This is a genomic window from Herbiconiux ginsengi (assembly GCF_900107435.1).
Classification (GTDB): domain Bacteria; phylum Actinomycetota; class Actinomycetes; order Actinomycetales; family Microbacteriaceae; genus Herbiconiux; species Herbiconiux ginsengi.
In genome coordinates this window covers 91,853-114,780 of the sequence record NZ_FNPZ01000001.1, presented here as the reverse complement: position 1 = coordinate 114,780, position 22,928 = coordinate 91,853, and the positions used below count along the sequence as shown (strand labels likewise).

The following is a 22,928-nucleotide window of genomic DNA, read 5'->3' as shown; positions in this document are numbered from 1 at the left end:
GGGTGGGGTTACGGGGCCGAGGGGGTGTCGATGGCGATGTCACCCGCGATGATGCCGGCCTGGATGTCATCGAGCTCGCCCTGCAGAGTGGGCGCCACCTTCGACTCGAAGTCGTGCAACGGGCTCATCAGCACGCCGCCGTTCTCGAGGGTTCCGACGTACTCCTCGTTCGAGAAGTCGCCGGCCGCCGCGGCCTGGATGACCTCGGAGATCGACTTCGGCATGTCACGGGCGATCGACGAGAACCAGATGTCGTCGTAGTCGGGGTCGCTGACGTACATGTCGGTGTCGACGCCGACCAGCACGACCGGACTCGCCGACTCGCGGATGGCCTGCGCGGCGCCCTTGTAGATGGGCCCGCCGACCGGCACGATCACGTCGACGCCCTGTTCGAGGATGCCCTGCGACAGCACCTTCGCGGCATTGATGTCGCTGAAGTTGCCGGTGAACTGGCCCTCCTGGGTGTCGGGGTTCCAGCCCACCACCTGCACGTCGGTGCCCTTCTGAGCATTGTGGTACTCGACCCCGCGGGCGAATCCGTCCATGTAGAGGGTCACGGGCGGGATCTGCGCCCCGCCGTACGTGCCCACCTTGCCGGTGGTCGTGTAGTCGGCGGCCGCGTAGCCCACGAGGAAGCCGGCCTGCGAGGTGTCCCACACCACGCCCTTGACGTTGTCGGCCGTGATGGTGTTGTCGTCGACCATGATGAAGTGGATGTCGGGATTCGCGGCCGCCGCATCCTTGGTGGCGGCGGCGAGCAGATAGCCCATTGTGACGATCGTGGTGCAGCCCTGATCGACGAGGCTCGCGATGTTCGGCGCGTAGTCGCTCTCGGTCTCGGATTGCACGCCGATGTGGTCGGTGCCCAGAGCCTCAGCGGCGTCGGTGACGCCCTCGAGGCCGAGCTGGTTGAACGACTGGTCGTCGAAGCCGCCCTGGTCGCTGACGATGCAGGGCAGGAAATCGGATGCCGCGGCATCCGTCGATGCGGTGCTCGCGTCGCTCGGGGCGCTCGCGCAGCTGGCGAGGGCCAGGGTGCCCACGAGGGCGAGGGCGCTCGCGGCGGCCAGGCGACGTGCCGCCCGCAGGCGGGGGGAAGGGGTGGGGGACATGGATGCTCCTTGATCGGTCGGATTCGGAATGGTGCCAGGAAGTGCGGTGGTGCTCGTGGTTCTCGTGGTGCGGGGTGGAACGATGGAGGGCGCTCGCCGCAGGCGAGGCGCGGGTGGGGAGGTCACTTCGGGTCCTCGACCCAGGCGTAGATCTCCCAGATGTAGCCGTCGGCATCGACGAAGTAGGCCGAGCGCGCACCCCACTCGTAGAGCGCGGGTGGGCCCGAGTCGGCGAGTCCGCGGGCTGTGAGGTCGGCGTGGAGGCGGTCGACGGCGTCGCCGGAGTCGAGTTCGATGGCGAGCATCACGTGCCCGCCGTTGTGGTTCCAGGAGGCGAGCTCGGTGGTGCGGATGCCGGGGCCCTCGAGCGAGGCGGCGTCGACGATGGTCAGGGTGACGTTGCCGCCGTCGAAATGGAGGCGGCCGTCGGAGACGAGGGGTGCGAAGCCGAGTCGCTCGAGGAAGTCGTAGGTGCGCACCACGTCGCTCACGCCGAGCTCGATCTCGGCGATGCGCGGACGGCCGGTGGACGACGTGGTGAGCACGCTCGTGAAGCCGTCGGGGTCGGTGACGGCATAGGCGGGTGACCCGGTGCCGCGGGCGTGGGAGAGACGCACGGCAGTCGGAACGCGCGCGACGGCCGAATCGAGGGCGGTGGCATCCGGCAGCTCGAGGGTGACGCGGAACGGCCGCCCCGGCTGCGTGGGGTAGCCCGGGCCGACCGTCTCGGCGATGCTCGGCCGCTGCCACATGGCCAGGCGCGGCCCGGTGCCGATCACGAAGTCAGCGAACCGCACGTTGCGCATGCGCCGTTCGAGGCCGACGCCCTCGCGGTAGAAGTCGTCGCTGGCGGTGACGTCGGCGTTGACGAGGCAGATGTCGTCGAGTCTCATGGGGTGTCCTCTCGGCCGGTGGGGCGGGCAGCGGGGGTCGTAGAACGCGGGGAGGAGACGCGGGCCGCCTGGGGCAGCGGCGACGGGTCGACAGCCCAGGTGCGCCGGTAGGACTCGCGCACGAACGGCTCGATGTCGTCGCGGAACGCCGTCCACTCGGGCAGGTCGACGAGGTAGCGCGCGGCCTCGGCGCGGAACTCGGCGAGCAGGGCGTCGGCGTCGATCAGGGTGCATCGGCCGTCGTCGACCACGAGCCGGCCGTCGACCCAGACCTGCCGGATCGAGCGGCCGTCTTCGGAGAAGACGAGCTGGCGGGCGGCATCGTTGAGCGGCGTGAAGTTCGTCGTCTTCGTGAGGTCGAAGACGACGAAGTCGGCCTTCAGGCCGGGTGCGATGCATCCGGTGGCGCCCGCCCAGCCGGCCGCTCGCGCACCAGCGACCGTCGCGGCCTGCAGCACCTCGCCGACCCGGGGCCATTCGTCGTAGTCGGGATCGGTGAGCGTGTGCAGCAGAGCCGCCACTTTCACGACCTCGAGCATGCGCAGCGAGTCGTTGCTCGACGCGCCGTCCGACCCGAGCGCCACGCGCACGCCCGCGTCGTGCAGGGCTCGCCACGGCAGGATGCCGGAACCGAGCTTGAGGTTCGACAGCGGGTTGTGCACGATCGTCGCACCCGACTGTGCGAGCAGGTCGAGGTCGCCCGTGGTCAGCCAGATGCCGTGGGCGAGGGTCACGTTTTCGCCGAGGATGCCGAGGTCGTCGAGGTGCTGCACGATCGTGCGGCCGTCGTAGCGGGTGCGCGCGAGCTCGGCCTGCAGTTTCGTCTCGAGTAGGTGCAGGTGCAGCACCTCCCCGTTCTCGCGGGCGACGGCGGCGGCGCGGCGCAGCAGTCCGTCGGTGGCGCGCTGCGGTGCGCTGGGGGCGACGGCGTACCGGATGCGGCCGGTGCCCCCCGCATGACGCGCGGCCAGTTCTCGTGCAGCTTCGGAGAACGCGAAGTAGTCGCGCTGAACCACCTCAGGCGCCGGCATCGACTCGCGACTCGCGACTCGCATCTCGGCGGGCAGCACCTCCTCGGCGAACGGCAGACGGTCGGCCATGGGCACGTCGACGACCGTGCCGGTGCAGGTGGCGCGGAGCCCGGCGTCGTCGTAGGCGGCGAACACCGGGCCGATGGTCTCGAGTGTCTGGCGAGGCAGTTCGCCGATGTCGTCGAGCACGGTGGTGACGCCGCCGAGCAGGGACTCGATCGCGGCGACCATCGTGCGCAGGTAGACCAGGCGGGGCGGAAGCGGGGCGACACCGGCGGGTGGGTAGCTCAGCAGGGTCCACACTTCGAGCGGCACGCGGTCGCTCGTTCCGCGGAAGAGGATCTCCCACGAGTGGGTGTGCGCGTTGACCAGGCCCGGGATGAGCAGGAGGTCGGTCGCGTCGACGACGGAGACGTCGGCGTGCGTCGAATGCTCCCCGGCCGTGTCGGGTGTTGCCGCCCGCTCGCCGGCCGGGCGCACCGACACGAACCGGTCGCGGTCGACGAGCACGTCGGCGCGGAACGGCACCGCGCCGTGGGCGTCGTCCATCGCGATGACGAGGGCGTTCTGCCATTCAGTGGCCACGAGGGTCTTTCTGTAGAGGGGTTCGAGGGCGCGCCGAAGCGCGGGAGGCCGGCGCGGAGAGGTCGCCGGAGGAACGCGGATGCCGCGGCCCACGTCGGGGCGGAACAGGGCGTGATGGCCCGCGGAACCGCGCGGTGGCGAACGAGAAGAGCCGTGACGACGAGTGAGAGACCGAGGCGCTCAACCGCGCAGTTGTTCACGCGGGAGCGGGCAGACTCGTCCCCTGGCGCGGGGCGCGACTACGAGTTGAAGGAGAAGACAGAGGTGTTGTGGTGGCCGCTCTGGCGGCGCAGGCAGAACCACTGGCAAAAGCCACTGGATTCGTGCGACAACCTCATGACGACGACGCTACGCGAAGTGTGTGACGCCGATGTTTCAGACTCCGAACATCCGCGTGACGCGATAGGAGTGGGCCCGGAGGGGCTCGAACCCTCGACCCGCGGATTAAAAGTCCGATGCTCTGCCAACTGAGCTACAGGCCCTCCCCACCAATCTATCGCTAAACGGGCCCGCCCGAGTGCGGGTACGTTCGCTCTGCGCGTGACCGCCAGCGGTAAGGGAGGCGGGCGCGTAGCGTTGAGGAGTCAGACGGCCCCGACGGGGCAGGATGGGGTGGCATGAGCAACGATTTCCACAAGCCGGCACTCTTCGACGGCTCGGCCTTCGAAGCGTTCCAGGGCGGCGAGGATCCCGCGCACATCAACCGGGTGGCCCATGAGACCGCGGGCGCGCTGCTCAACCGCGTTCGAGAAGACCCGCACCCCGAGGTGATCGACCGGCTGCTCACGTTCACCGACGACCACGGGATCGATGCCATCGCCGAGCTGTGGGCCCGAGCGAACCCGCGCACGCTGCCCGGCAGCCTGTGGCGCATCTATCTGCTGCGTGCCCTCATCCGGCAGAATCCGGAGCAGACCGCCTACTTCTTCGAGCGCGGCACCGAGGTCATCCCGAGCATCGACCCGGTGGTGGCCGGCGCCGAGTCGCCCACCGGACCACGGGAGATCACCGAACTCGCCGATCAGATCCTGCGCGGCCTCTTCACAGGAGATTTTGCGATCGCTCTCGATCGCGCCTCCGCGTTCTGCCGCATCATGGCCCAGGGATGCGCCAGCATCGCCGACGACGCGGAGATCGGCGCCCCTGAGACGGCGTCGACCCTCACCACCCGTGCCCTCCGTTTCGAGACCATCGGAGCGGATCTCACGCAATCGGCCGGTCTCTGGCGCAGCGACAACCTCGACTGATTGCGTAAACTAGACCGGGTCGGGTCGCGGTAACCCCGGGCTCCAATATTCGCCGCTACGAGCGGCCTCTCGCCGAGAGGCGTTCCGCGACCCGGCTCTTCTTCTCCAATCCACTCGTTCTGCTGCTCCGAATACCGATCGTGAACCCGATCCGACGTTCAGCCCCCGAGTCCGATTGCGAGCGTGTCCTGCCATGCTTGAACTCGTGACCACCGACAGAGGGTCGGACGCGGGGAATTCCGAGACCGCTGTGACCTTCGAACGACTGCTCGACCTCATCTCGCGAGGAGACCGAGAAGCCTTCTCCGAGCTCTACGACCGCACGGCACCGCGCGTGTTGGGACTCGTGAAGCGCGTGCTGGTCGATCACGCGCAATCCGAAGAAGTGGCGCAGGAGGTCTTTCTCGAGATCTGGCGCACCGCCTCACGGTTCGAGTCGCAGCGGGGCAGCGCGATGTCGTGGATCCTCACGATGTCGCACCGCCGGGCCGTCGACCGGGTGCGTTCCTCGCAATCCGGCCACGATCGCGATGAACGCATCGGGCTGCGCGACATCGAACCCGACTACGACGAGGTCAGCGAGACCGTCGAGATCCGCATCGAACACGAGAGGGTGAAGAGAGCCATGGCGCAGTTGACGGCGCTGCAACGCGAGGCGATCTCCCTCGCGTACTACGGCGGCTACAGCCATTCCGAGATCGCGGGCATCCTCTCCATTCCAGTGGGTACCGTGAAGACGAGACTCCGCGACGGCATGATCCGACTTCGAGACGAATTGGGGGTGACCTCGTGAACGACCGCCATGACGACGACGATCCGCGTCTGTCGACGGGTGCCTACTCCCTCGACGCGGTCTCTCCCGACGAGGCCGAGGCCTTCGAACGGGCCACGGATGCGTCGGAGAGCCTTCGCGAGGAGACCGACGGCCTCGTCGAGACGGCTGGGCTCCTCGGCCTCGCCATCACGCCGGTGACGCCCTCCGAGCGCATGAAGGCCGAGCTGATGGCGAAGCTCGCCACGACCGCGCAGCTTCCCCGGCAGGAGCCGGTGGCGGCGGTGCCGGATGCGTCGGCCGAGCCCGAGAGTGCAGCTCCGGCTGCGCCGACCCCGGTCGAGACGCCGGCTCCGGATGCTCGCACCGCTTCCACAGCGCCCCGCGCCGAATCCCGCGCCCGCTCCCGCTGGTTCGCACGCCCCGCAACCCTCGTTGCCGGCATCGCCGCCGCGGCTGCCCTGTTCGTCGGCGGCGGTGTGGTCGGCACGGCCGTCAGCGGCGGCTTCGGGACATCCTCGGTGACGGATGCCTCGGCCGCGGGACTCGCCGAGATCACGGCCGCCGAAGACTCCCAGCGCTCGACGGTTCCCGTCGAGGGCGGCGGAACCGCCACGCTGGTGTGGTCGAACACCCTCGGCCGTTCGGCGATCGTGGTCGACGGGCTCACGCCCCTGCCCGACGGCAAGGTCTACGAGGCCTGGTACATCGACGCGGAGGGCGCCGCTCCGGCGGGAACCTTCACGGCGTCGGGGGAGGGCACGTCGTGGCACGTGCTCGCGGGAGCCATGAACCCCGGCGACGCCATCGGCGTCACGGTCGAACCGGCCGGCGGCTCCACGACCCCCACCACCGACCCCATCATCGTGGGCCAGACCGCATGACTCCGCCCCCGAGACGCCAAAAAACGCCCTGAAGCGCAGGCTTTTGGGGCGTTTTTTGGCGTCTCGCGAGGAGGGGAGGGGCTACCCGAAACGGCCGGAGACGTAGTCTTCGGTGGCCTGCACCGTGGGGTTGCTGAAGATCGTCGTGGTCTCGTCGAACTCGATGAGCTTGCCCGGCTTGCCGGTGCCCGCGATGTTGAAGAACGCGGTCTTGTCGGAGACGCGCGACGCCTGCTGCATGTTGTGGGTCACGATCACGATCGTGTACTCCTGCTTGAGCTCCTCGATCAGGTCTTCGATGGCGAGGGTGGAGATCGGGTCGAGGGCGGAGCACGGCTCGTCCATCAGCAGCACGTCGGGGGAGACCGCGATGGCGCGGGCGATGCACAGACGCTGCTGCTGACCACCCGAGAGGCCCGAGCCGGGGAGGTTCAGGCGGTCCTTCACCTCTTCCCAGAGGTTCGCGCCCTTCAGCGACTTCTCCACCAGGTCGTCGCCGTCCGACTTCGACAGGCGCTTGTTGTTGAGGCGCACGCCGGCCAGCACGTTGTCGCGGATCGACATCGTGGGGAACGGGTTCGCCCGCTGGAACACCATGCCGACCTGCCGGCGCACGAGCACCGGGTCGACGCCGGGGCCGTAGAGGTCGTTGCCGTCGATCATCACTTCACCCTTGACGTAGGCGCCGGGGATGACTTCGTGCATGCGGTTGAGCGTGCGCAGGAAGGTCGACTTCCCGCATCCCGATGGACCGATGAACGCGGTCACGGTGCGGGGCTCGATGTTGATGTTGACGCCTTCGACGGCGAGGAAGTCACCGTAGTAGACGTTGAGGTCGTTGACTTCGATGCGCTTGGACACGACAGTTCCTTTTTCGGTTGGTGGTTCGGGTTACCGCGAGCCCTTGGGCGCGAAGACCTTGGCGACGACACGGGCGATGAGGTTGAGGATGACGACGAGGATCACGAGCAGGAGCGCCGCGCCCCAGGCCGAAGCGTTCGAGGCGGCGATGTCCTGGCCCGGGAACTTGTAGCCGGTGTACGCCATCACGGGGAGGGTCTGCATCGGGCCGTCGAAGGGGTTCGCGTTGAAGTTGTCGGTGAAGCTCGCGGCCATAAAGATCGGCGCGGTCTCGCCGATGACTCGGGCGATGGCGAGCATGACACCTGTCACGATGCCGGCGATGGCCGTCGGCAGCACGATCTTCGTGATGGTGGAGAACTTCGAGACTCCGAGGGCGTAGGAGGCCTCGCGCAAGTCCATCGGCACGAGCCGCAACATCTCCTCGCAGGAGCGGACGACGATCGGGATCATCAGCACCGACAGGGCGATCGATGCGGAGAAGCCGCTGAAGGCCTTCGGCCCGACGATGAGGGAGAACAGCGAGAACGCGAACAGACCGGCGACGATCGAGGGGATGCCCGTCATCACGTCGACCAGGAAGGTCACGGTACGCGCCATCCAGTGCTTCGGCTGTGCGTATTCGACCAGGTAGATCGAGGTCAGGATGCCGATCGGGATCGAGATGAGGGCGGCGATGCCGGTGATGATGAGCGTGCCGACGATGGCCTGCCAGGCGCCGACCTTCGTGGTCACCTCGAGGGTGTCGGGGTCGAAGACCGACTGGGAGGTCTGGGTCACGAAGTCCCAGTTGATCGACCCGATGCCGTTCGCCACCACGGTGATGAGCGTGGAGATGAGGGGAGCCAGCGCGAGCAGGAACGCGACCGTGACCAGTCCGCGCACGACGCGGTCAGTCGCCTTGCGGCGGTTCTCCACCGCGGAGGACAGGATGCCGAGGCCGATCAGGTAGATCACGGCGGCCAGCACGAGCCAGCCGGCCACGTTGAAGCCCATGAGCAGCAGGATCACCGCGCTGAGCGCCAGCGATCCGGCGAGCATGTACCACTCGATGAAGCGGGGCAGCTGACCGGAGGTCAGGGAGTTCGCGATGCGCCCAGAGGGCTGCCGGCTGGGGCTGATGGTGGCGCTCACGCGTCTTTTCCCTCTCGCTCTTCCCGGTCGATCTCGGGTTCGGGGTCGTCGGCCCCCTCGGTGTGCACCGCGGGGGACTTGCGGGCCAGCACGTCATCGACGGCGAGCACCGTGCTCGGGTCGCTCGGCGGCAGCTGGGCCAGCATCTTCTTGCGCTTGCGGAGCGCGCCCTTGCCGGCACGGCCGGCGATGATCCGGGCCACCATGTTGACGGCCAGCGAGATCACGAACAGCAGCAGGCCGGTGCCGATCAGCGCCTCACGCTGGAGCGTGGTGGCGATCGGGAAGTTGAGGGCGATGTTCGCGGCGATGGTCTGCGAGTTCTCACCCTCGGTGAGCATCCGTACCGACACCAGGATGGCGGGCGAGATGATCAGCGCGATCGCCATCGTCTCGCCGAGGGCCCGGCCGAGGCCGAGCAGGGTGGCGCTGATGACGCCGGAGCGGCCGTAGGGGAAGACGGCCATCTTGATCATCTCCCACTTGGTGGCGCCGAGCGCCAACGCCGCCTCTTCGTGCAGGCGCGGGGTCTGCAGGAAGATCTCGCGGGAGATCGAGGTGATGATCGGCAGGATCATGACGGCCAGCACGACCGCGCCGGCGAGGATGGTCGATCCGGTGGTGGAGACCTGACCGCCGAAGAGCGGGATCCAGCCGAGGTAGGTGTTGAGCCAGTCGGACAGCGGCAGCAGGAAGGGGCGGATGACGATGATGCCCCAGAGGCCGAAGACGATGGAGGGCACTGCAGCCAGCAGGTCGACCAGGTAGCCGAGGATGCCGGCGAGGCGACGCGGCGCGTAGTGCGAGATGAACAGCGCGATGCCGATGGCGATCGGGGCGCCGACGACCAAGGCGATCGCGGAGGCGAACAGCGTTCCCCAGATGAGGGGGCCGACGTAGGTCCAGAAGTTGGCGTAGCCGCCGGTGGGGCCGCTGGTCAGATCAGGGTTCGTCTGCCAGTCGGCCATGATGGCCGGAACGGCCTGGATGATGAGGAACAGCGCGACACCGGCCAGGATCACCATGATCGAGGCGGCGGAGCCGGTGCTCAGGCCGAGGAAGATGCGGTCGGCGGGCCGCGACTTGGCGCGAACGCCTTTGGTGGACCGCTGGGGGCCGCGGGAGCCGGGTTCGCTCATGGTTTCCTTACCGGTCGCCGTCTGGTCGTCTCCGCCGGGTTTCCTCGTAGCGGATCGGACAGCTGTGTTTTCGCTCACTGCACTCTTTCTCAAGGGTATTGGCGTAGACGAGCCAGACGGCAACCGGTTTTTATTCAGGGGGTGTTACTTGACGAGCTCGAGGCTCGTGGCGATCTGCGACAGCATGTCGGCCGGGATCGGTGCGGAGCCGGCGTTCTTTGCGGCGACTTCCTGGCCGACCTCGCTCGCGATGAACGAGATGTAGGCCTTGGTGAGCGTCGACTGAGCCTCGTCGGGGAACGTGGTGCAGAGGATCGCGTAGGAGATCAGCGGGATCGGGTAGGCGTCGGCGTCGGTGATCTTCGTGTAGTCGATCTTCTGAGCGAGGTCGCCCTCGACACCGGTGTCCACTGTGGCGGCTGCCTCGGTGAAGGCGTTCGAGGCGCCCTCGGCCGAGAAGGGAACGAAGTCGGTGCCGGTGCCGACCTGGATGTTGGCCGAGGACAGCTCGCCGATGGCGCTGTGGTCGGCGTAGCCGATGGTGCCCTCGCCGGCCTTGACGGTGTTGACGACACCCGAACCGCCCTGCTGAGCGCTCGAGCCGGCGATCGGCCAGGCGTTGCTCGGCGGGTTGGTCCAGATCGACGGCTGCGTCTGGCTCAGGTAGTTGGTGAAGTTGGTCGTGGTGCCGGAGCCGTCCGAACGGGTCACCGTGGTGATCTGCGTGGCCGGAAGGGTCGCGTCGGGGTTCTCGGCGGCGATGGCCGGGTCGTTCCAGGTGGTGATCTGGAGCGAGAAGATCTTCGCGATCGTGGCCGAGGAGAGGTTCAGCTCCTTGACACCCGGGAGGTTGTAGATGACCGCGACACCGTCGAGGTAGATCGGGAGGTTGATGCCACCACCGGGGCCGCAGAGGGTCTGCGCGGTAGCCGCCTGGTCCTCCTTGAGGGGCGAGTCGGAGCCCGCGAAGTCGTAGCTGCCGGCGAGCCAGTTGGTGACGCCGCCGCCCGAGCCCTGCGACTTGTCGTAGTTGATGGTGACGCCCTTCGCCTGCGCGGTGAAGGCCGAAGTCCAAGCTGCCTGGGCGTTCGCCTGGGCGCTGGAACCGCCGGCGGTGATGGTGCCGGTGAGCGTGCTGTCGACCGCCGCGGTGGTCGGAGTCGCCGAAGCGGCCGGAGTCTCGCTGCTGCCGCTGCCGCTTGCGCAGGCCGAAAGCGCCAGGGCGGTCACGAGGGCGAGGCTGCCCACCGCTGCCACGTTCTTGAGCTTCACTGTGTTCCCTTCGAATTGGGTTTCTCCGCTGCGGCCGCAGTGAAATTCGAGTCTTCGATACAGGCGCGCACGGTTGGGGTCGGTGCTGACCCGACTGAGACACTAAGCGCGACGTTTAACGAGTGACCCGCACCAAGATGAACGGAAGGTTAACGGAGCCCGTCGATCGACGAACTGTGGAAGGTCACGGGTTCGGTACGTGGGTCTCGATCGCGATGATCCCGGAGCCGGGTCGATCGACCGAAAGGTGAAGAACCGAGAAACCGGCGACGGGCAGGTCACCGGCCCGGGAGACGGTGGCCGCCGGAGCGGTGCCGGTGGCCAGAGCGACCTCCCGCACGATGTCGGGAAGCACCGGTCCGTGACTGCAGACCACCGAGGTGACGCGTTTGCGCACGCGCTTGCCCATCATCTCGCGCACCGCGCTCTCGCCGCTCTCGTAGGCATCCTGGCTGATCGCATCCGTCGTCTTCACCGGGAGCGCCAGCGACTTCGAGAGTGGTTCGAGGGTCTGGCGGCAGCGTCGGGCCGTGCTGCTGTAGAGCTTCTCCGGCCCGAACGCGGTGACGCTCGGCACGATCGACCGCGCTTCGCCGCGGCCGCGCTCGGTGAGGGGCCGATCGGCGTCAGGGCCGACGAACTGGTAGGGCGGCGTGGCTTTGGCATGGCGGAGCGCGATGATCGCGAAGGTGCGGGTGACGCCTTCGTCGACGAGCATCCGGAAGCGTTCCACGATCTCGGCGTCGCGTTCGTAGCTGAGGGCGGCCAGAGCCTTCTTGACGGGCAACCACTCGAGCGCGGCCACTTCGCCGTTGGGCAGGAAGGTGGAGGCGAGGATGGCGCCGTCGGTCGCCTCGGCGGCCCAGTAGTGCACCACCTTCTCGCGGCCGTTGGGCATGGTGTAGTTCGTGACGCCGAGCGGCACGCCGAGCGTCACGGCCAGACCGGTCTCCTCGGCGATCTCGCGCACGGCCGTCTCGGGCAGCGTCTCACCCGGGTCGACCTTGCCCTTGGGCAGGGAGATGTCACGGTGCGCCGTGCGGTGGATGACCAGCACGTTCACCTTGCCGTCGACGAACCGCCAGCAGACGGCGCCGGCTGCGAAGACGGTCACCGCGTGGTGCCCGGTCGCTTGCGGCGGCTGATCTGCTGCATCAGCTCGTCCTGCAGGTCGATCAGGTGCACGCCCTCGGCGTCGACGACGCTGCGGATCCAGTCGCCGGCCTCGTCGAGAGCCCAGGAGGTGACCGCGTCGGACATCGCGAGCTCGAACAGGCCGTCGATCTCGCGCAGATGATCGGGGTCGACCAGCCGCACCAGTGCCTCGACACGGCGGTCGAGGTTGCGGTGCATCATGTCGGCCGATCCGATGAACACCTGCGGGTCGCCGTTGTTGTGGAAGGAGAAGATGCGCGAGTGCTCCAGGTAGCGACCGAGGATGGAGCGCACACGGATGGTCTCGGAGAGCCCCTCCTGCCCCGGTTTCAGGGAGCAGATGCCGCGCACCCAGATGTCGATCGGCACGCCGGCCTGACTGGCCCGGTAGAGGCCGTCGATGATCGCCTCGTCGACGATCGAGTTCAGCTTGATGCGGATGCCGGAGGGGAGACCCTTGCGGGCGTTCTCGGCCTCGTCGGCGATGCGCTTCAGCAGACCCTTGCGCAGGTGCAGCGGAGCCACCAGCAGGCGCTTGAACTTCTTCTCGATGGCGTAGCCGGAGAGCTCGTTGAAGAGCCGGGTGAGGTCTTTGCCCACCTGGTCGTCGGCCGTCAGGAGGCCCAGGTCTTCGTAGATGCGCGAGGTCTTGGGGTTGTAGTTGCCGGTGCCGATGTGGCTGTAGCTCTTCAGCCGCCCCTTCTCCTGGCGGATGACGAGGGCGAGCTTGCAGTGGGTCTTGAGGCCCACCAGCCCGTAGACCACGTGCACGCCGGCCTTCTCGAGCTTGCGCGCCCAGGAGATGTTCGCCTGCTCGTCGAAGCGGGCCTTGATCTCCACCAGGGCGAGCACCTGCTTGCCCGCTTCGGCGGCATCGATCAGGGCCTCGACGATGGGGCTGTCACCGCTCGTGCGGTAGAGCGTCTGCTTGATGGCCAGCACGTGCGGATCGGCCGCGGCCTGCTCGAGAAAGGCCTGGACACTGGTGGCGAACGATTCGTAGGGGTGGTGCAGCAGGATGTCGCCGCGCGAGATCGCCTTGAAGATGTCGGGCTTGGCGTTCGGCTCGGGCGGCAGCAGCGCCACCGAGGTGGTGGGCACGTGCTTCGGGTACTTCAGGTCGGGACGCGGGATGCGGGTGAGGTCGAACAGGCCGCCGAGGTCGAGCGGCCACGGCAGCCGGTAGACCTCCTGCTCGGTGATGTCGAGCTCGCGCACCAGCAACTCGAGGGTCACGGCATCCATGTCGTCGGTGATCTCCAGCCGGATCGGCGGCCCGAAGCGGCGGCGCAGCAGCTCCTTCTCGAGCGCCTGCAGCAGGTTCTCGGTCTCGTCTTCCTCCACCTCGACGTCTTCGTTGCGGGTGACGCGGAACACGTGGTGCTCCACGACCTCCATGCCCGGGAAGAGGTCGCCCAGGTGGTTGGCGATGAGGTCTTCGAGCGGGATGAACCGCAGTTCGTTCACCGACTCGCGCTGGTCGACCCGGATGAAGCGATTGAGCACCTGCGGCACCTTGAGCCGGGCGAACTCCTCCTTGCCGGTCTTGGAGTTGCGCACGCGCACCGAGAGATTGAGCGAGAGGCCCGAGATGTAGGGGAAGGGATGCGCGGGGTCGACCGCGAGCGGCATCAGCACCGGGAAGATCTGCTGCGAGAAGATCTCGCGCAGGTTCTCCCGGTCGGCCTCGTCGAGTTCGCTGTAGGCGACGATGCGGATGCCCTCGTCGGCGAGAGCGGGGCTCACCAGGTTCCGCCAGGCGGCGGAGTGGCGGGCCTGCAGTTCGTGGGCTTTGACGGAGATGTCTTCGAGCACATCCGTCGGCCGGCGCCCGACGTTCGTGGGAACGGCGAGGTCGGTGAGGATGCGGCGCTTCAGCCCCGCGACCCGCACCATGAAGAACTCGTCGAGGTTGGAGGCGAAGATGGCCAGGAAGTTGGCCCGCTCGAGCACCGGGAGCGAGGGATCTTCGGCGAGTTCGAGCACCCGGTTGTTGAAGGCCAGCCAGCTGAGCTCGCGGTCGAGGTAACGGCCCTCGGGCAACGGCGGACCGTCGGTGGTCACGGCCAGTTCGTCGTAGTCGTCGTCGAAGTCGGTGACGACTCCGGCGTCGAGCGAGATCATGTCGTCGTCCATCAGAACATCATGTCACCCAGGCGTGACCGCGGGCAGCGCGCTTCGTAAACGGCACGTGACGCTTCCGATGGTGTCCACTCGTCCAAGATCGGGCAGTTTTCGCGAACGTGGCCCGATGTAGGACGAGTGGGCGCGCACGAGGAGCGCTGTCAGGGGGAGAGGTGGGTGGCGAGGGCGGTCGCGACGGCGCCGGAGACCGAGTCGGGGCCGCCGAGGAGCACGATGCGCTGCGGGGCGAGCCGGTCGAGCTCGGAGGCGACGGAGCCCGGCAGGGTGTCGCGGGCGACCAGGAGCACCGGAGCGGCCCGGCCGATGGCCGCGGCGGCACCGGAGAGGGCGTCGGGGAAGGTCTGGCCGGATGCGACGAAGACGGTTCCGTGGGCCGCCGCCGGGAAGGCCCGGGCGGAGACCGCGGCGGCCACCGTGTAGCGGTCGGCCCCGGTGACCCGGGTGACCGGACCGAACGCGGCCAGCGCGCTCGCCGTGGCCGCGGACACCGAATTCGTGCCACCCAGCAGCACGATGCCCCCGGGGTCGAGTCGGCGGAGCTCCGCATCGATGGCGGGCGGGATGCCGTCCTTGCCCACCAGGAGCACGGGCGCGCCCGCATGGCCGGCTGCGGCGGAGCCCGAGAGGGCGTCGGGGAAGACCTCGCCCGACGCGACGTAGACGCGCTCCAGCCCGGGGTCGAAGGCGTCGGCCGACACGGCCGCCGAGACTGCGAAGCGGTCGGCGCCACCGATTCGCCGCACGTCGCCGGCATACCCGCGCAGTGCATCGACGACGGCGGCGCTCACCGTGTTCGGCCCGCCGAGCACGACGATGTGCTGCGGGCCGAGGCGGGTGAGCTCGGCGGCGACCGGTGCCGGGATGCCGTTCTTCAGCACGAGAAGCACCGGGCCGCCGGCAGCCCCCGCCGCTGCTGACGCCGAGAGGGCGTCGGGGAAGACCTCGCCGGAGGCCACGTAGACGGTGTCGGTAGCAGGCGCGAAGTTCGCCGCCGAGACCGCGGCCGACACCGCGAAGCGGTCCGCGCCGCCGATGCGGTCGACGCCGGTCACGGGCTCGGCCGACGGCAGCCAGGAGTTGCCCGACACGAGCAGCATCACCTGCAGGCGGATCGAGTCGGCGTAGTAGCCGCCGCTCGGCGCGCTGCGGAGCGTGCTCCAGGCGCGATCGACCCAGGCCTGGCGGTCGAGGTGGGGCGCTGCGACAGCGGCCATCGGCGCCAGGAAGGCCTGGTCGCCGTAGGCGACCAGAGGCGTGCCGTCGAGACGGTAGCCGGCGCGGACGGCGGCCGGATCTCCCGTGGTCGCCTGCACGACCCAGTCGCGCATCCGGTCGGCTGCGGCCAGCGACACCGCATCGCCGGCGATCATCGCGGCAGACGCAAGGCGCCAGGGCGTGCGGCAGGCGTTCCAGGAGAAGTCGCCGTCGGTGGCCGCTTCGAGGAACTGCGGGGGAGCCGGTGCCGGCGTCGCCGTGTCGGTGCCGACCACGAAGTCGGGCAGGAGTCCGGTGGCGGGCGCGTGCGTCGCCTGCATCGTGGTGATGAGCGATCCGGCCGCAGCGATCGCGTCGCTCCAGAACGGGTCGCCGGTGGCGTCTCCGAAGGCGCGGAAGTGGTCGATCATGAGGTCGGAGGTGCGCGTGGCGAACCAGTATCCGTCGCCCGGGGCCGGCCAGTCGCCGAGCAGGGGCAGGTGCGTGCTGGGGTTGAACTCGCTGCGCTCGATCGCGGCGATGAGCGTCGCTGCCTCGGCGGCGTAGTCGACCGCGCCGGCGGAGCCCCACTGGGTGTCGGCGAGCAGCAGCGCGAACGCGATGTCGAGATCGCCGTCGGTGGCGGATCCGGCGTCGCCCGGGATGCTCGTGCAATCGGGCTTCTGGTGCCAGGCCATGAGCTCGGGGTCGACCTCACTCGGGTGGTCGTCGACGTAGCGGAAGAGCCCGTCGAACACGGCGCGGGCGGACGGGTCGTGGCCGGCCAGCAAGGCGGTGACCACCATGCCGTAACCCTGGCCCTCCGACACCACCATCGAACCGGTGGAGCTGGAGGCGTCGACGTAGTAGCGACCCGTGCCGCAACCGGCCTTGACGTACTTCGCCTTCCACGCGGTGTATGCGGCAGCCGTGTCCGCATCGGCGGCCGCGACGCCGCCCGGCGGGAGCGCGGCTCCTGCGGCGAGCTCGACGAGGTGCGACCCGAACGGCCGCGTCGGGCCGGCCTCCGTCGTCGACGTCGGTGTCGGCGCCGTCGCGGCCTCGTGGGCGGAGGCCGGTGCGGCGATCACCGGGGAGAGCACGGCGGTCAGCAGCACGACGATCGCGCCGACCGTCGCACCCCGGTTGAGCCGAGCGAGCATCCTGAACTCCCATCGCTCCCGCACGGGAGTGGTTTCGAGGATACCTCAGCGGCGCTGCGGACGGAGCGGGAGACGCTGCTGGTACTGCACGTCGATGGTGTGGTCGGTGAAACCGAGCGACCGGTAGAGGGCGACGGCGCGGGTGTTGTCGGCGTCGACGAACAAGGCGGCCTGCGAGCATCCGCGTTCCACCAGGCGGGCGAGACCGCGGTTCATCAGGAAGCGGCCGAGGCCTTGCCCGGCGTGCCCCTCCTCGATGCCGATCACGTAGATCTCGCCCACCCGCTCGTCGTCGGGCTCGATCTTGAGCCAGTTGTAGCCCACGAGGCGCCCGGATGCGTCGCGCAGCAGCAAGAAGTCGTCGGGCTCGAACCATGACTCCGAGCGGCGGAAGCTCAGGTCTTCGGCTGTGAGTCCGCCCTGCTCGGCATGCTCGGCGAAGACCCGGGCGTTCAGGTCGACCCAGTCGTCGACGTCGCGGCCGCCGCGGAAGGTCGACAGCGTGAAGCCGGCCGGCGCATCCGGCGCCGTCAGCGTGGCGGGCAGCTCGCGCCGCAATTGCAGGAGGGTGCGCACCGCGTCGAAGCGATGGCTGGCGGCCAGGCGTCGCGACGCCGGATGGTCGCCGTGCGCCCAGGCCCGCAGCCCCTCGTCATCCGGGCCCGGCACCCCTTGGTTGCGCAACAGGATGTCGAGGAACTGCCGCCCCAGCCCCTCCTCGCGCCATTCGGGATCGATCACGAACTCCAGCTCGCCCTGCCCCACGATCGCGGCCCCCACGACGGTGCCGCTGCGCTGGGCCAGCAGGAGCGAGCGCGAGCCCTTGCCCGCATCCACCAGGGCCTGATCGTTGAACGGCTGCTGACCGTCGACCAGGGCCGCTCGGGCTACCAGGCGCAGGAATGGCTCGCGTGCGTCGTCGGGGCTACTGATTGAGAGTGTGAGCGAGTCGCTCATTGTCGTCCTCGAAGAAGTTGAAGCGGTACCCCACGTTGCGCACGGTGCCGATCAGCGATTCGAGGTCGCCCAGTTTCGCCCGTAGCCGCCGCACGTGCACGTCGACCGTTCGGGTGCCGCCGAAGTAGTCGTAGCCCCAGACCTCGCTGAGCAACTGCTCGCGCGTGAACACCCGCGACGGGTGCATCGCGAAGAAGCGCAGCAGCTCGAACTCCTTGAAGGTGAGGTCGAGCGGGCGGCCGTGCACGCGGGCCGAGTAGCTCGCCTCGTCGATCACGACACCGGAGGCCTGGATCTTCGAGGTCGACTGGTCTTGCACCTGCCGGCCGATGGCGAGACGGATGCGCGTGTCGACTTCAGCGGGCCCGGCCGTCTCGAGCACGACATCCGCCGCGCCCCATTCGGCGCTGACCGCGGTGAGCCCGCCCTCGGTGAGGATGAGCACGACCGGAACGCCGATGCCGGTGCTCGACAGGATCTTGCAGAGCGAGCGGGCGCTGGCGAGATCGTGGCGGGCGTCGACGAAGATGAGATCGCTGTTCGGGGTGTTGACCAGCTGCGATGCTTCGGCGGGGATCTGGCGGGTGCGATGGCTCAGGAGCGAGAGCGCGGGTAACACCTCGCGGTCGACCGCAGAGGTCAGGATCAACAACTGCGCCACGTAAGATCCTCCAGAGAACGCCTGCGGTACATACTATCGGGCAGAATGACGGGTATGAGTCTGCTCATGAGAAGCGTAGTCCCGGTGTGGATCCTGACGATCCTCGCCGTGGCGGCCGTCGGGGTGTTCGTGACTCCGGGGGAATTCCTCGTGTTCATGCCCGTGGTGCTGGGCCTCGCGCTGCTCGTGACCTTCGGCGTCCAGCTGCTCGTGCGCGAACGCAAGGGCTTCGTGAACCGCGTCTCGGCGAGCGTCGGCGGTGCGGTCGTCATCCTCGCCCTGGCCACCGTGGTGCTGGGTCCCTTGGCCTTCGCGGCGGGCGCTAAGCTTTAGACATGTCCTACGTCGCGCTAGAACTCCTGTTCATCGGGCTTCTCGGGCTCGCGAGCCTCGCCATCGCCTGGACGGCGGGAGTCGTCGTCTACAAGCTGTTCCGCGGCCAGCGCTGAAAGCTGCGGTGCTGAGCCTGTGATCGAGATCCCCACCGGCCTGCCCGCCGAGCTGGTGCCCCTGTCGTGGTTGATCGGGGTCTGGGAAGGCACGGGCGTCATCGACTACGCCGTGGGAGACGAGAACGTCTCGCAGGAGTTCGGTCAGCGCATCAGCTTCAGCCACGACGGGCTGCCCTTTCTGAACTACAGCTCCTACACCTGGCTGCTCGGCGATGACGTCGAAGGCCAGCCGCTCACCTCCGAGACCGGCTACTGGCGGCTCGCCCGCCTGCACATCGAGGGCGACGCGGGTCCGGGCATGCTCCCGGGCGTCGGTCCCCGCCCGTTCAACACCGCCCAGTCGGTCGAGACGCTCCGCAACTCGGCCGAGGGCTTCGACATCGAGGTGTCGATCGTGCACCCCACCGGCGTCAGCGAGCTCTACCTCGGCCAGGTCAAGGGTCCGCGCATCGATCTCGCCACCGACGCCGTGGTGCGCACCCAGTCGGCCAAGGAGTACGCGGCCGCCACCCGCATCTACGGTCTCGTCGACAACCACCTGCTCTGGGCGTGGGACATCGCGGCCCTCGGTCAAGACCTGCGCACTCACGCCTCGGCGCGACTCGCGAAGGCGGATTGAGCGCCGTGACGGCCTCGCCGTTCCTCGATCTCCCGGGTGCCGTCGCGGCATCCGTTCCCGACGAGGGCATCGCCGCGCACTACGGCAACCCGATCGTCGAACAGCGGATGCTCGCGGGCGGCTCGGGTGCGCCCGTCGGCTCCGGCGCATCCGTCGTCGTCGACCTGTCGAACCGCGGTGTCATCTCGGTCTCCGGCCCCGATCGGCTGAGCTGGCTCGACTCGGTGACGAGCCAGAGCATCCGCGAGCTCGCCCCCGGCGCTTCGGCCGAGACGCTGCTGCTCAGTGCCAACGGCCGCATCGAGCACGCCATCCGCCTCTTCGACGACGGCGAGACCGCCTGGCTGCTGGTCGACGCCGCCGAGACCGCGCCGCTCGAACAGTGGCTGCAGCGGATGCGCTTCATGCTCCGCGTCGAGATCGCCGATCGCAGCGACGAGTTCGCGACCATCGGATGGCTCGCCGACGGGCCCGACACCGCCGCTCCGGCGGCCCTCGCGGCCCTGGCGCACACCGGCAACGGGCATCCCCTCACCTGGGCCGACCCGTGGCCCGAGGTCGTGGCCGGCGGAGTGCAGTACGCCGTGGTTGATGAGCATCCGGGTGCGAGCTGGTTCTGGCGCGAGACGCTCGTGCCGCGATCCGCGCTCCCGCAGCTGGTGGAGGCCGTGCGGTCTGGGGAGCTCGGTGTGGCAGGGCTGCTCGCCGCCGAGGCGCTCCGCATCGCTGCCTGGCGGCCGCGCCTGTCGACCGAGGTCGACGAGCGCTCCATCCCGCACGAGCTCGACTGGATGCGGTCGGCGGTGCACCTGAGCAAGGGCTGCTACCGCGGGCAGGAGACCGTGGCGAAGGTGCACAACCTCGGGCACCCGCCGCGCCGCCTGGTGCTGCTGAACCTCGACGGCTCGGATGCCGTGCTCCCTGTCGCGGGCGACGAGGTGTTCGCCTCCGGTGCGGAGGATGCCGCCGGGCACGTGACCTCGGTCGCCATCCACCACGAGTGGGGGCCGATCGCGCTCGCTGTGGTGAAGCGCCAGCTGCCGGTCGACGCCCCGGTGGTCGTGCGCACCGCCGACGGTGACGTCGCCGCCACGGCGGAAGAGATCGTCTCGCCCGAGGCTGGTGCCACGGTGGGTCGCGTGCCGCGCCTGCCCCGGCTGGGCGCCCGCTCCCGCTAGACGCGCATGACCGACGCGACGCCGGCCGACGACGAGACACCCGTCATGCTCCGGCGCCGCTGGGAGGCCACCGCGCGCGGCGGCGTCGACCGCACTTGGGCGAGCGCGGCGGCGATCCTGCAACTCGTCGTCGCCGTGACGGTCGCGTACGCGCTCGCGCGCTACGTGCTGGGCCACGAGTTCCCGATCGCCGCGGTGACCGTGAGTCTGTCGAGTCTCGGTCTGGTGCTCGACGCCCGGCCGCGCCGCGTGCTCGAGACGGCCATCGCGATGACGATCGGCATCACCCTCAGCGAGCTGATCCTGCTCGCCTTCGGCCAAGGGCTGTGGCAGTTCGCGCTGACCATGCTGGCGGTGCTCGCCGTCACCCGTGCGCTGTCACCGCTGCCGGGCATCCCGATCGTGGCGGCGGTGCAGGCGGCCTTGGTGGCGCTCACCCCGGTGCCGCCCGGCGGACCGTTCACCCGCACGGCCGACGCGGTGGTCGGTGGCCTGGTCGGGCTCGCCTGCACGGCGCTGCTGCCGCGCGACCCGCGTCGGGCGGCGCGGCGGGAGGCCCTGAAGTTCTTCGCCGTCTTCAACGGTCTCACCTCATCGCTCGTCACCGTGCTGCGACTCGGCGACCAGCACACGGCCGAGGTCGTGCTGGGTCGCGCGCGCGAGACGCAGGGCCTGCTCGACCAGTGGAAGGCGTCGATCGACTCCGCCGTGGCGATCGCGCGCATCTCGCCCTTCCTCCGCAAGCACCGGGGCGAGCTCGCCGACCTGCAGGTGATGCAGCTGAACCTGGATCGGGGCGCCCGCAATCTGCGGGTGGTGAGCCGCCGCCTGGCCGTGCTGCCCGCCGGGCGGCCGCGGCCCGAGATCGCGGAGGTCTTCGCCGGTCTGCAGAGCGCCGGGTCGATGCTGGCGCAGAGCATCGACCGGCCCGAGCTCCGCCCGATCGTGCGGCAGAGCCTGGTCCTCATCGCCATCACTCTCGATCCGCGCACCCTCGTTCCCGACGAGCCGGTCTCGGAGGCGGCCCTGGTGCTCTCCATCCGCCCGCTCGTGCTCGACCTCCTGGGCGCCAGCGGCATGCCCGCCGACGAAGCCTTCCGCACCCTCCCCGACATCAGTCAGTGAAAAGTGCTCGCGCGGCCCTCAGTGTTCGATACCGTTAGCAGCATGAAGATGCGCACCTCCGCCCTGATCGCTCTGCCCGTTCTCGCCGCGTCGCTGCTGCTGGCCGGCTGCACGGTCACCGGGCCCACCGAGAACTTCTCCGGGCTGCCCGACGAGGAGCACGTCGCCCAGGAGTCCGAGGGCGGCGACGACGGCCTGCAGGCCTTCTGGATCGGCGAGGGCGACAGCATCGCCATCGCCATCTCCGGTAGCTCCACCTGCCCGGTGATCGGCTCGCACATCAGCGTGGTCGAGCCCGCCGGTGAGGGCAACACGGTCGCCATCACCACCATGCCGGTGTCCGACGGGCCGTGCACCATGGACTTCGTGCCGCACACCTCGGTCTTCTGGACGCCGTCGAAAGTCACTCCCGCCGAGCCCCTGACCGTCCAGGTCGACGGCCGTGAGGTCGTGCTGCCCGTCAAGTAGCGCGGGCTACCCCCAGGAGTAGCCGCGGGGCTCGACCTGCGCCCAGGGCACGGTGAGTTCGCCGAGCCGGAGGCGCTTGCGGGGCGTGCGCACGTCCCATCCGGCGCCCGTCATCGCCGCGGCGATCGCGATCCAGCGTTGAGCCGGCCCGTAGGTGCCGAGCCCGGCGTTGTGCTGCCAGAACCGGTCGAGGTCGGCCAGAAACCGGTGCACGGGCTCGCCGGGCACGTTGCGGTGGATGAGCACCTTCGGCAATCGCTCCGCGACGATCGACGGGTGCTCGAGCTCCGTCAGGCGCAGCGACACACTGAACGACTCGGGGCCGCCCTGCCCCACCGCCACCCAGCTGCTCACCCGGCCCACCTCGTTGCAGGTGCCCTCCACCAGCAGCCCGGCCGGCTGCAGCCGCGAGACCATCAGGCGCCAGGCATCCGGCACCGCCGTCTCGTCGTACTGCCGCAGCACGTTGAAGGCACGGATGACGGCAGCCCGCCTGCCCGCGGGCAAGGGCACCTCGAACCCGCCCACCGCGAAGGCGACGCGTGCATCCCGGGCGAACGAGGTGCGTCCGTCGCGCACGTCCTTCAACTGGGCCACCGCGGTTGCCACCCGCTCCGGGGCGATCTCGAGACCCGTGACCTGCACGTCGGGCCGCACCCTCGCGAGCCGCGCCTGCAATTCGAATGCGGTGACCCCGCTGGCGCCGTAGCCCAGGTCGACCACGAGCGGGTCGTCGGTGCGCTGCAGGACGCCGAGTGTGCTTATCCAGCGGTCGACGCGGCGGAGGCGATTGGTGTTGGTGGTTCCCCGCGTGACGGCCCCGATCGGCATGGCTCCATCCAACCATGCGGCGATGGCCCGGCCCCCGCGCATCCGCGTCG

21 protein-coding genes and 1 tRNA gene are annotated in these 22,928 nt (G+C 69.2%); 8 read left to right on the top strand and 14 right to left on the bottom strand.

Features of this window, described 5'->3' with window-relative positions:
- Positions 1-8: 8 nt before the first annotated feature.
- The 4 genes from BLW00_RS00525 to BLW00_RS00510 form a co-directional block, all read right to left on the bottom strand.
- Positions 9-1,112 carry a BMP family lipoprotein gene (locus BLW00_RS00525; protein WP_092547741.1) on the bottom strand — a complete coding sequence of 368 codons (1,104 nt, stop codon included), beginning with the start codon at positions 1,110-1,112 and terminating at the stop codon, positions 9-11.
- A gap of 122 nt (positions 1,113-1,234) precedes the next feature.
- Positions 1,235-2,005 carry a VOC family protein gene (locus BLW00_RS00520; protein WP_092547739.1) on the bottom strand — a complete coding sequence of 257 codons (771 nt, stop codon included), beginning with the start codon at positions 2,003-2,005 and terminating at the stop codon, positions 1,235-1,237.
- Positions 2,002-3,621: an amidohydrolase family protein gene (locus tag BLW00_RS00515; protein ID WP_092547737.1), complete on the bottom strand. Its 1,620-nt coding sequence runs from the start codon at positions 3,619-3,621 to the stop codon at positions 2,002-2,004. The genes BLW00_RS00520 and BLW00_RS00515 overlap by 4 nt, the downstream gene beginning before the upstream one ends.
- Positions 3,622-4,030: 409 nt before the next feature.
- Positions 4,031-4,103: transfer RNA gene (locus BLW00_RS00510), tRNA-Lys, on the bottom strand.
- A gap of 135 nt (positions 4,104-4,238) precedes the next feature.
- Here BLW00_RS00510 and BLW00_RS00505 point away from each other — a divergent pair.
- The 3 genes from BLW00_RS00505 to BLW00_RS00495 all read left to right on the top strand — a co-directional run bounded on the left by BLW00_RS00505 (position 4,239) and on the right by BLW00_RS00495 (position 6,524).
- The gene (locus BLW00_RS00505) at positions 4,239-4,868 is read left to right on the top strand and encodes a DNA-directed RNA polymerase subunit beta (protein ID WP_092547727.1); all 630 of its coding nucleotides are present in this window, start codon (positions 4,239-4,241) and stop codon (positions 4,866-4,868) included.
- A 205-nt stretch (positions 4,869-5,073) separates the two neighbouring features.
- Positions 5,074-5,661, top strand: coding sequence for a sigma-70 family RNA polymerase sigma factor (locus BLW00_RS00500; RefSeq protein ID WP_407650936.1), 588 nt, complete (start codon positions 5,074-5,076; stop codon positions 5,659-5,661).
- Positions 5,658-6,524: an anti-sigma factor gene (locus BLW00_RS00495; protein ID WP_092547721.1), complete on the top strand. Its 867-nt coding sequence runs from the start codon at positions 5,658-5,660 to the stop codon at positions 6,522-6,524. The genes BLW00_RS00500 and BLW00_RS00495 overlap by 4 nt, the downstream gene beginning before the upstream one ends.
- Positions 6,525-6,605: 81 nt before the next feature.
- On the opposite strand, the gene pstB is transcribed toward BLW00_RS00495, so the two are convergent.
- The 9 genes from pstB to BLW00_RS00450 all read right to left on the bottom strand — a co-directional run bounded on the left by pstB (position 6,606) and on the right by BLW00_RS00450 (position 18,205).
- The gene (gene pstB, locus BLW00_RS00490) at positions 6,606-7,385 is read right to left on the bottom strand and encodes a phosphate ABC transporter ATP-binding protein PstB (protein ID WP_092547719.1); all 780 of its coding nucleotides are present in this window, start codon (positions 7,383-7,385) and stop codon (positions 6,606-6,608) included.
- A 30-nt stretch (positions 7,386-7,415) separates the two neighbouring features.
- On the bottom strand, positions 7,416-8,519 hold the full coding sequence (gene pstA / locus BLW00_RS00485; protein WP_245741170.1) for a phosphate ABC transporter permease PstA: 1,104 nt from the start codon (positions 8,517-8,519) through the stop codon (positions 7,416-7,418).
- The gene (gene pstC, locus BLW00_RS00480) at positions 8,516-9,658 is read right to left on the bottom strand and encodes a phosphate ABC transporter permease subunit PstC (RefSeq protein ID WP_092547715.1); all 1,143 of its coding nucleotides are present in this window, start codon (positions 9,656-9,658) and stop codon (positions 8,516-8,518) included. Before pstC ends, pstA begins: the two co-directional genes overlap by 4 nt.
- Positions 9,659-9,802: 144 nt before the next feature.
- The gene (gene pstS / locus BLW00_RS00475; RefSeq protein ID WP_092547713.1) at positions 9,803-10,930 is read right to left on the bottom strand and encodes a phosphate ABC transporter substrate-binding protein PstS; all 1,128 of its coding nucleotides are present in this window, start codon (positions 10,928-10,930) and stop codon (positions 9,803-9,805) included.
- Positions 10,931-11,114: 184 nt separating this feature from the next.
- Entirely contained in the window at positions 11,115-12,044 is a 930-nt protein-coding gene (locus BLW00_RS00470) for an NUDIX hydrolase (protein WP_092547710.1), read from the bottom strand.
- Positions 12,041-14,221, bottom strand: coding sequence for an RNA degradosome polyphosphate kinase (locus BLW00_RS00465; RefSeq protein ID WP_092547706.1), 2,181 nt, complete (start codon positions 14,219-14,221; stop codon positions 12,041-12,043). Before BLW00_RS00465 ends, BLW00_RS00470 begins: the two co-directional genes overlap by 4 nt.
- A 149-nt stretch (positions 14,222-14,370) precedes the next feature.
- Positions 14,371-16,587, bottom strand: a complete 2,217-nt coding sequence (locus tag BLW00_RS00460) for a glycosyl hydrolase family 8 (RefSeq protein WP_092547703.1) — start codon at positions 16,585-16,587, stop codon at positions 14,371-14,373.
- Between the two features lie 45 nt (positions 16,588-16,632).
- Entirely contained in the window at positions 16,633-17,544 is a 912-nt protein-coding gene (gene mshD / locus BLW00_RS00455; RefSeq protein WP_092547701.1) for a mycothiol synthase, read from the bottom strand.
- Complete coding sequence (locus BLW00_RS00450; protein WP_092547699.1) at positions 17,513-18,205, bottom strand: response regulator transcription factor; 693 nt, start codon at positions 18,203-18,205, stop codon at positions 17,513-17,515. Before BLW00_RS00450 ends, mshD begins: the two co-directional genes overlap by 32 nt.
- Positions 18,206-18,271: 66 nt before the next feature.
- Here BLW00_RS00450 and BLW00_RS00445 point away from each other — a divergent pair, with 66 nt between their 5' ends.
- The 5 genes from BLW00_RS00445 to BLW00_RS00425 all read left to right on the top strand — a co-directional run bounded on the left by BLW00_RS00445 (position 18,272) and on the right by BLW00_RS00425 (position 22,047).
- Positions 18,272-18,538, top strand: a complete 267-nt coding sequence (locus BLW00_RS00445; RefSeq protein ID WP_139256561.1) for a hypothetical protein — start codon at positions 18,272-18,274, stop codon at positions 18,536-18,538.
- Positions 18,539-18,673: 135 nt separating this feature from the next.
- Positions 18,674-19,276, top strand: coding sequence for a nitrobindin family protein (locus BLW00_RS00440; RefSeq protein ID WP_092547693.1), 603 nt, complete (start codon positions 18,674-18,676; stop codon positions 19,274-19,276).
- A 5-nt stretch (positions 19,277-19,281) separates the two neighbouring features.
- Entirely contained in the window at positions 19,282-20,454 is a 1,173-nt protein-coding gene (ygfZ, locus tag BLW00_RS00435) for a CAF17-like 4Fe-4S cluster assembly/insertion protein YgfZ (protein ID WP_092551726.1), read from the top strand.
- Between the two features lie 6 nt (positions 20,455-20,460).
- Positions 20,461-21,579 carry an FUSC family protein gene (locus tag BLW00_RS00430; protein WP_092547691.1) on the top strand — a complete coding sequence of 373 codons (1,119 nt, stop codon included), beginning with the start codon at positions 20,461-20,463 and terminating at the stop codon, positions 21,577-21,579.
- A 42-nt stretch (positions 21,580-21,621) separates the two neighbouring features.
- Positions 21,622-22,047: a hypothetical protein gene (locus BLW00_RS00425; RefSeq protein ID WP_092547689.1), complete on the top strand. Its 426-nt coding sequence runs from the start codon at positions 21,622-21,624 to the stop codon at positions 22,045-22,047.
- A 6-nt stretch (positions 22,048-22,053) separates the two neighbouring features.
- Here the strand turns inward: BLW00_RS00425 and BLW00_RS00420 are convergent, their stop codons facing one another.
- Positions 22,054-22,878, bottom strand: a complete 825-nt coding sequence (locus BLW00_RS00420) for a class I SAM-dependent methyltransferase (protein ID WP_217634259.1) — start codon at positions 22,876-22,878, stop codon at positions 22,054-22,056.
- Between the last annotated feature and the right edge of the window lie 50 nt (positions 22,879-22,928).

Excerpts from the sequence above, each read along its gene's own strand:
- BLW00_RS00420 (WP_217634259.1), bottom strand. The coding sequence starts at position 22,878 with ATGCCGATCGGGGCCGTCACGCGGGGAACCACCAACACCAATCGCCTC.
- BLW00_RS00425 (WP_092547689.1), top strand. The coding sequence starts at position 21,622 with ATGAAGATGCGCACCTCCGCCCTGATCGCTCTGCCCGTTCTCGCCGCG.
- BLW00_RS00460 (WP_092547703.1), bottom strand. The coding sequence starts at position 16,587 with ATGCTCGCTCGGCTCAACCGGGGTGCGACGGTCGGCGCGATCGTCGTG.
- BLW00_RS00430 (WP_092547691.1), top strand. The coding sequence starts at position 20,461 with ATGACCGACGCGACGCCGGCCGACGACGAGACACCCGTCATGCTCCGG.
- pstC (WP_092547715.1), bottom strand. The coding sequence starts at position 9,658 with ATGAGCGAACCCGGCTCCCGCGGCCCCCAGCGGTCCACCAAAGGCGTT.
- BLW00_RS00505 (WP_092547727.1), top strand. The coding sequence starts at position 4,239 with ATGAGCAACGATTTCCACAAGCCGGCACTCTTCGACGGCTCGGCCTTC.
- BLW00_RS00445 (WP_139256561.1), top strand. The coding sequence starts at position 18,272 with ATGAGAAGCGTAGTCCCGGTGTGGATCCTGACGATCCTCGCCGTGGCG.
- mshD (WP_092547701.1), bottom strand. The coding sequence starts at position 17,544 with ATGAGCGACTCGCTCACACTCTCAATCAGTAGCCCCGACGACGCACGC.
- BLW00_RS00520 (WP_092547739.1), bottom strand. The coding sequence starts at position 2,005 with ATGAGACTCGACGACATCTGCCTCGTCAACGCCGACGTCACCGCCAGC.
- BLW00_RS00465 (WP_092547706.1), bottom strand. The coding sequence starts at position 14,221 with ATGGACGACGACATGATCTCGCTCGACGCCGGAGTCGTCACCGACTTC.
- BLW00_RS00525 (WP_092547741.1), bottom strand. The coding sequence starts at position 1,112 with ATGTCCCCCACCCCTTCCCCCCGCCTGCGGGCGGCACGTCGCCTGGCC.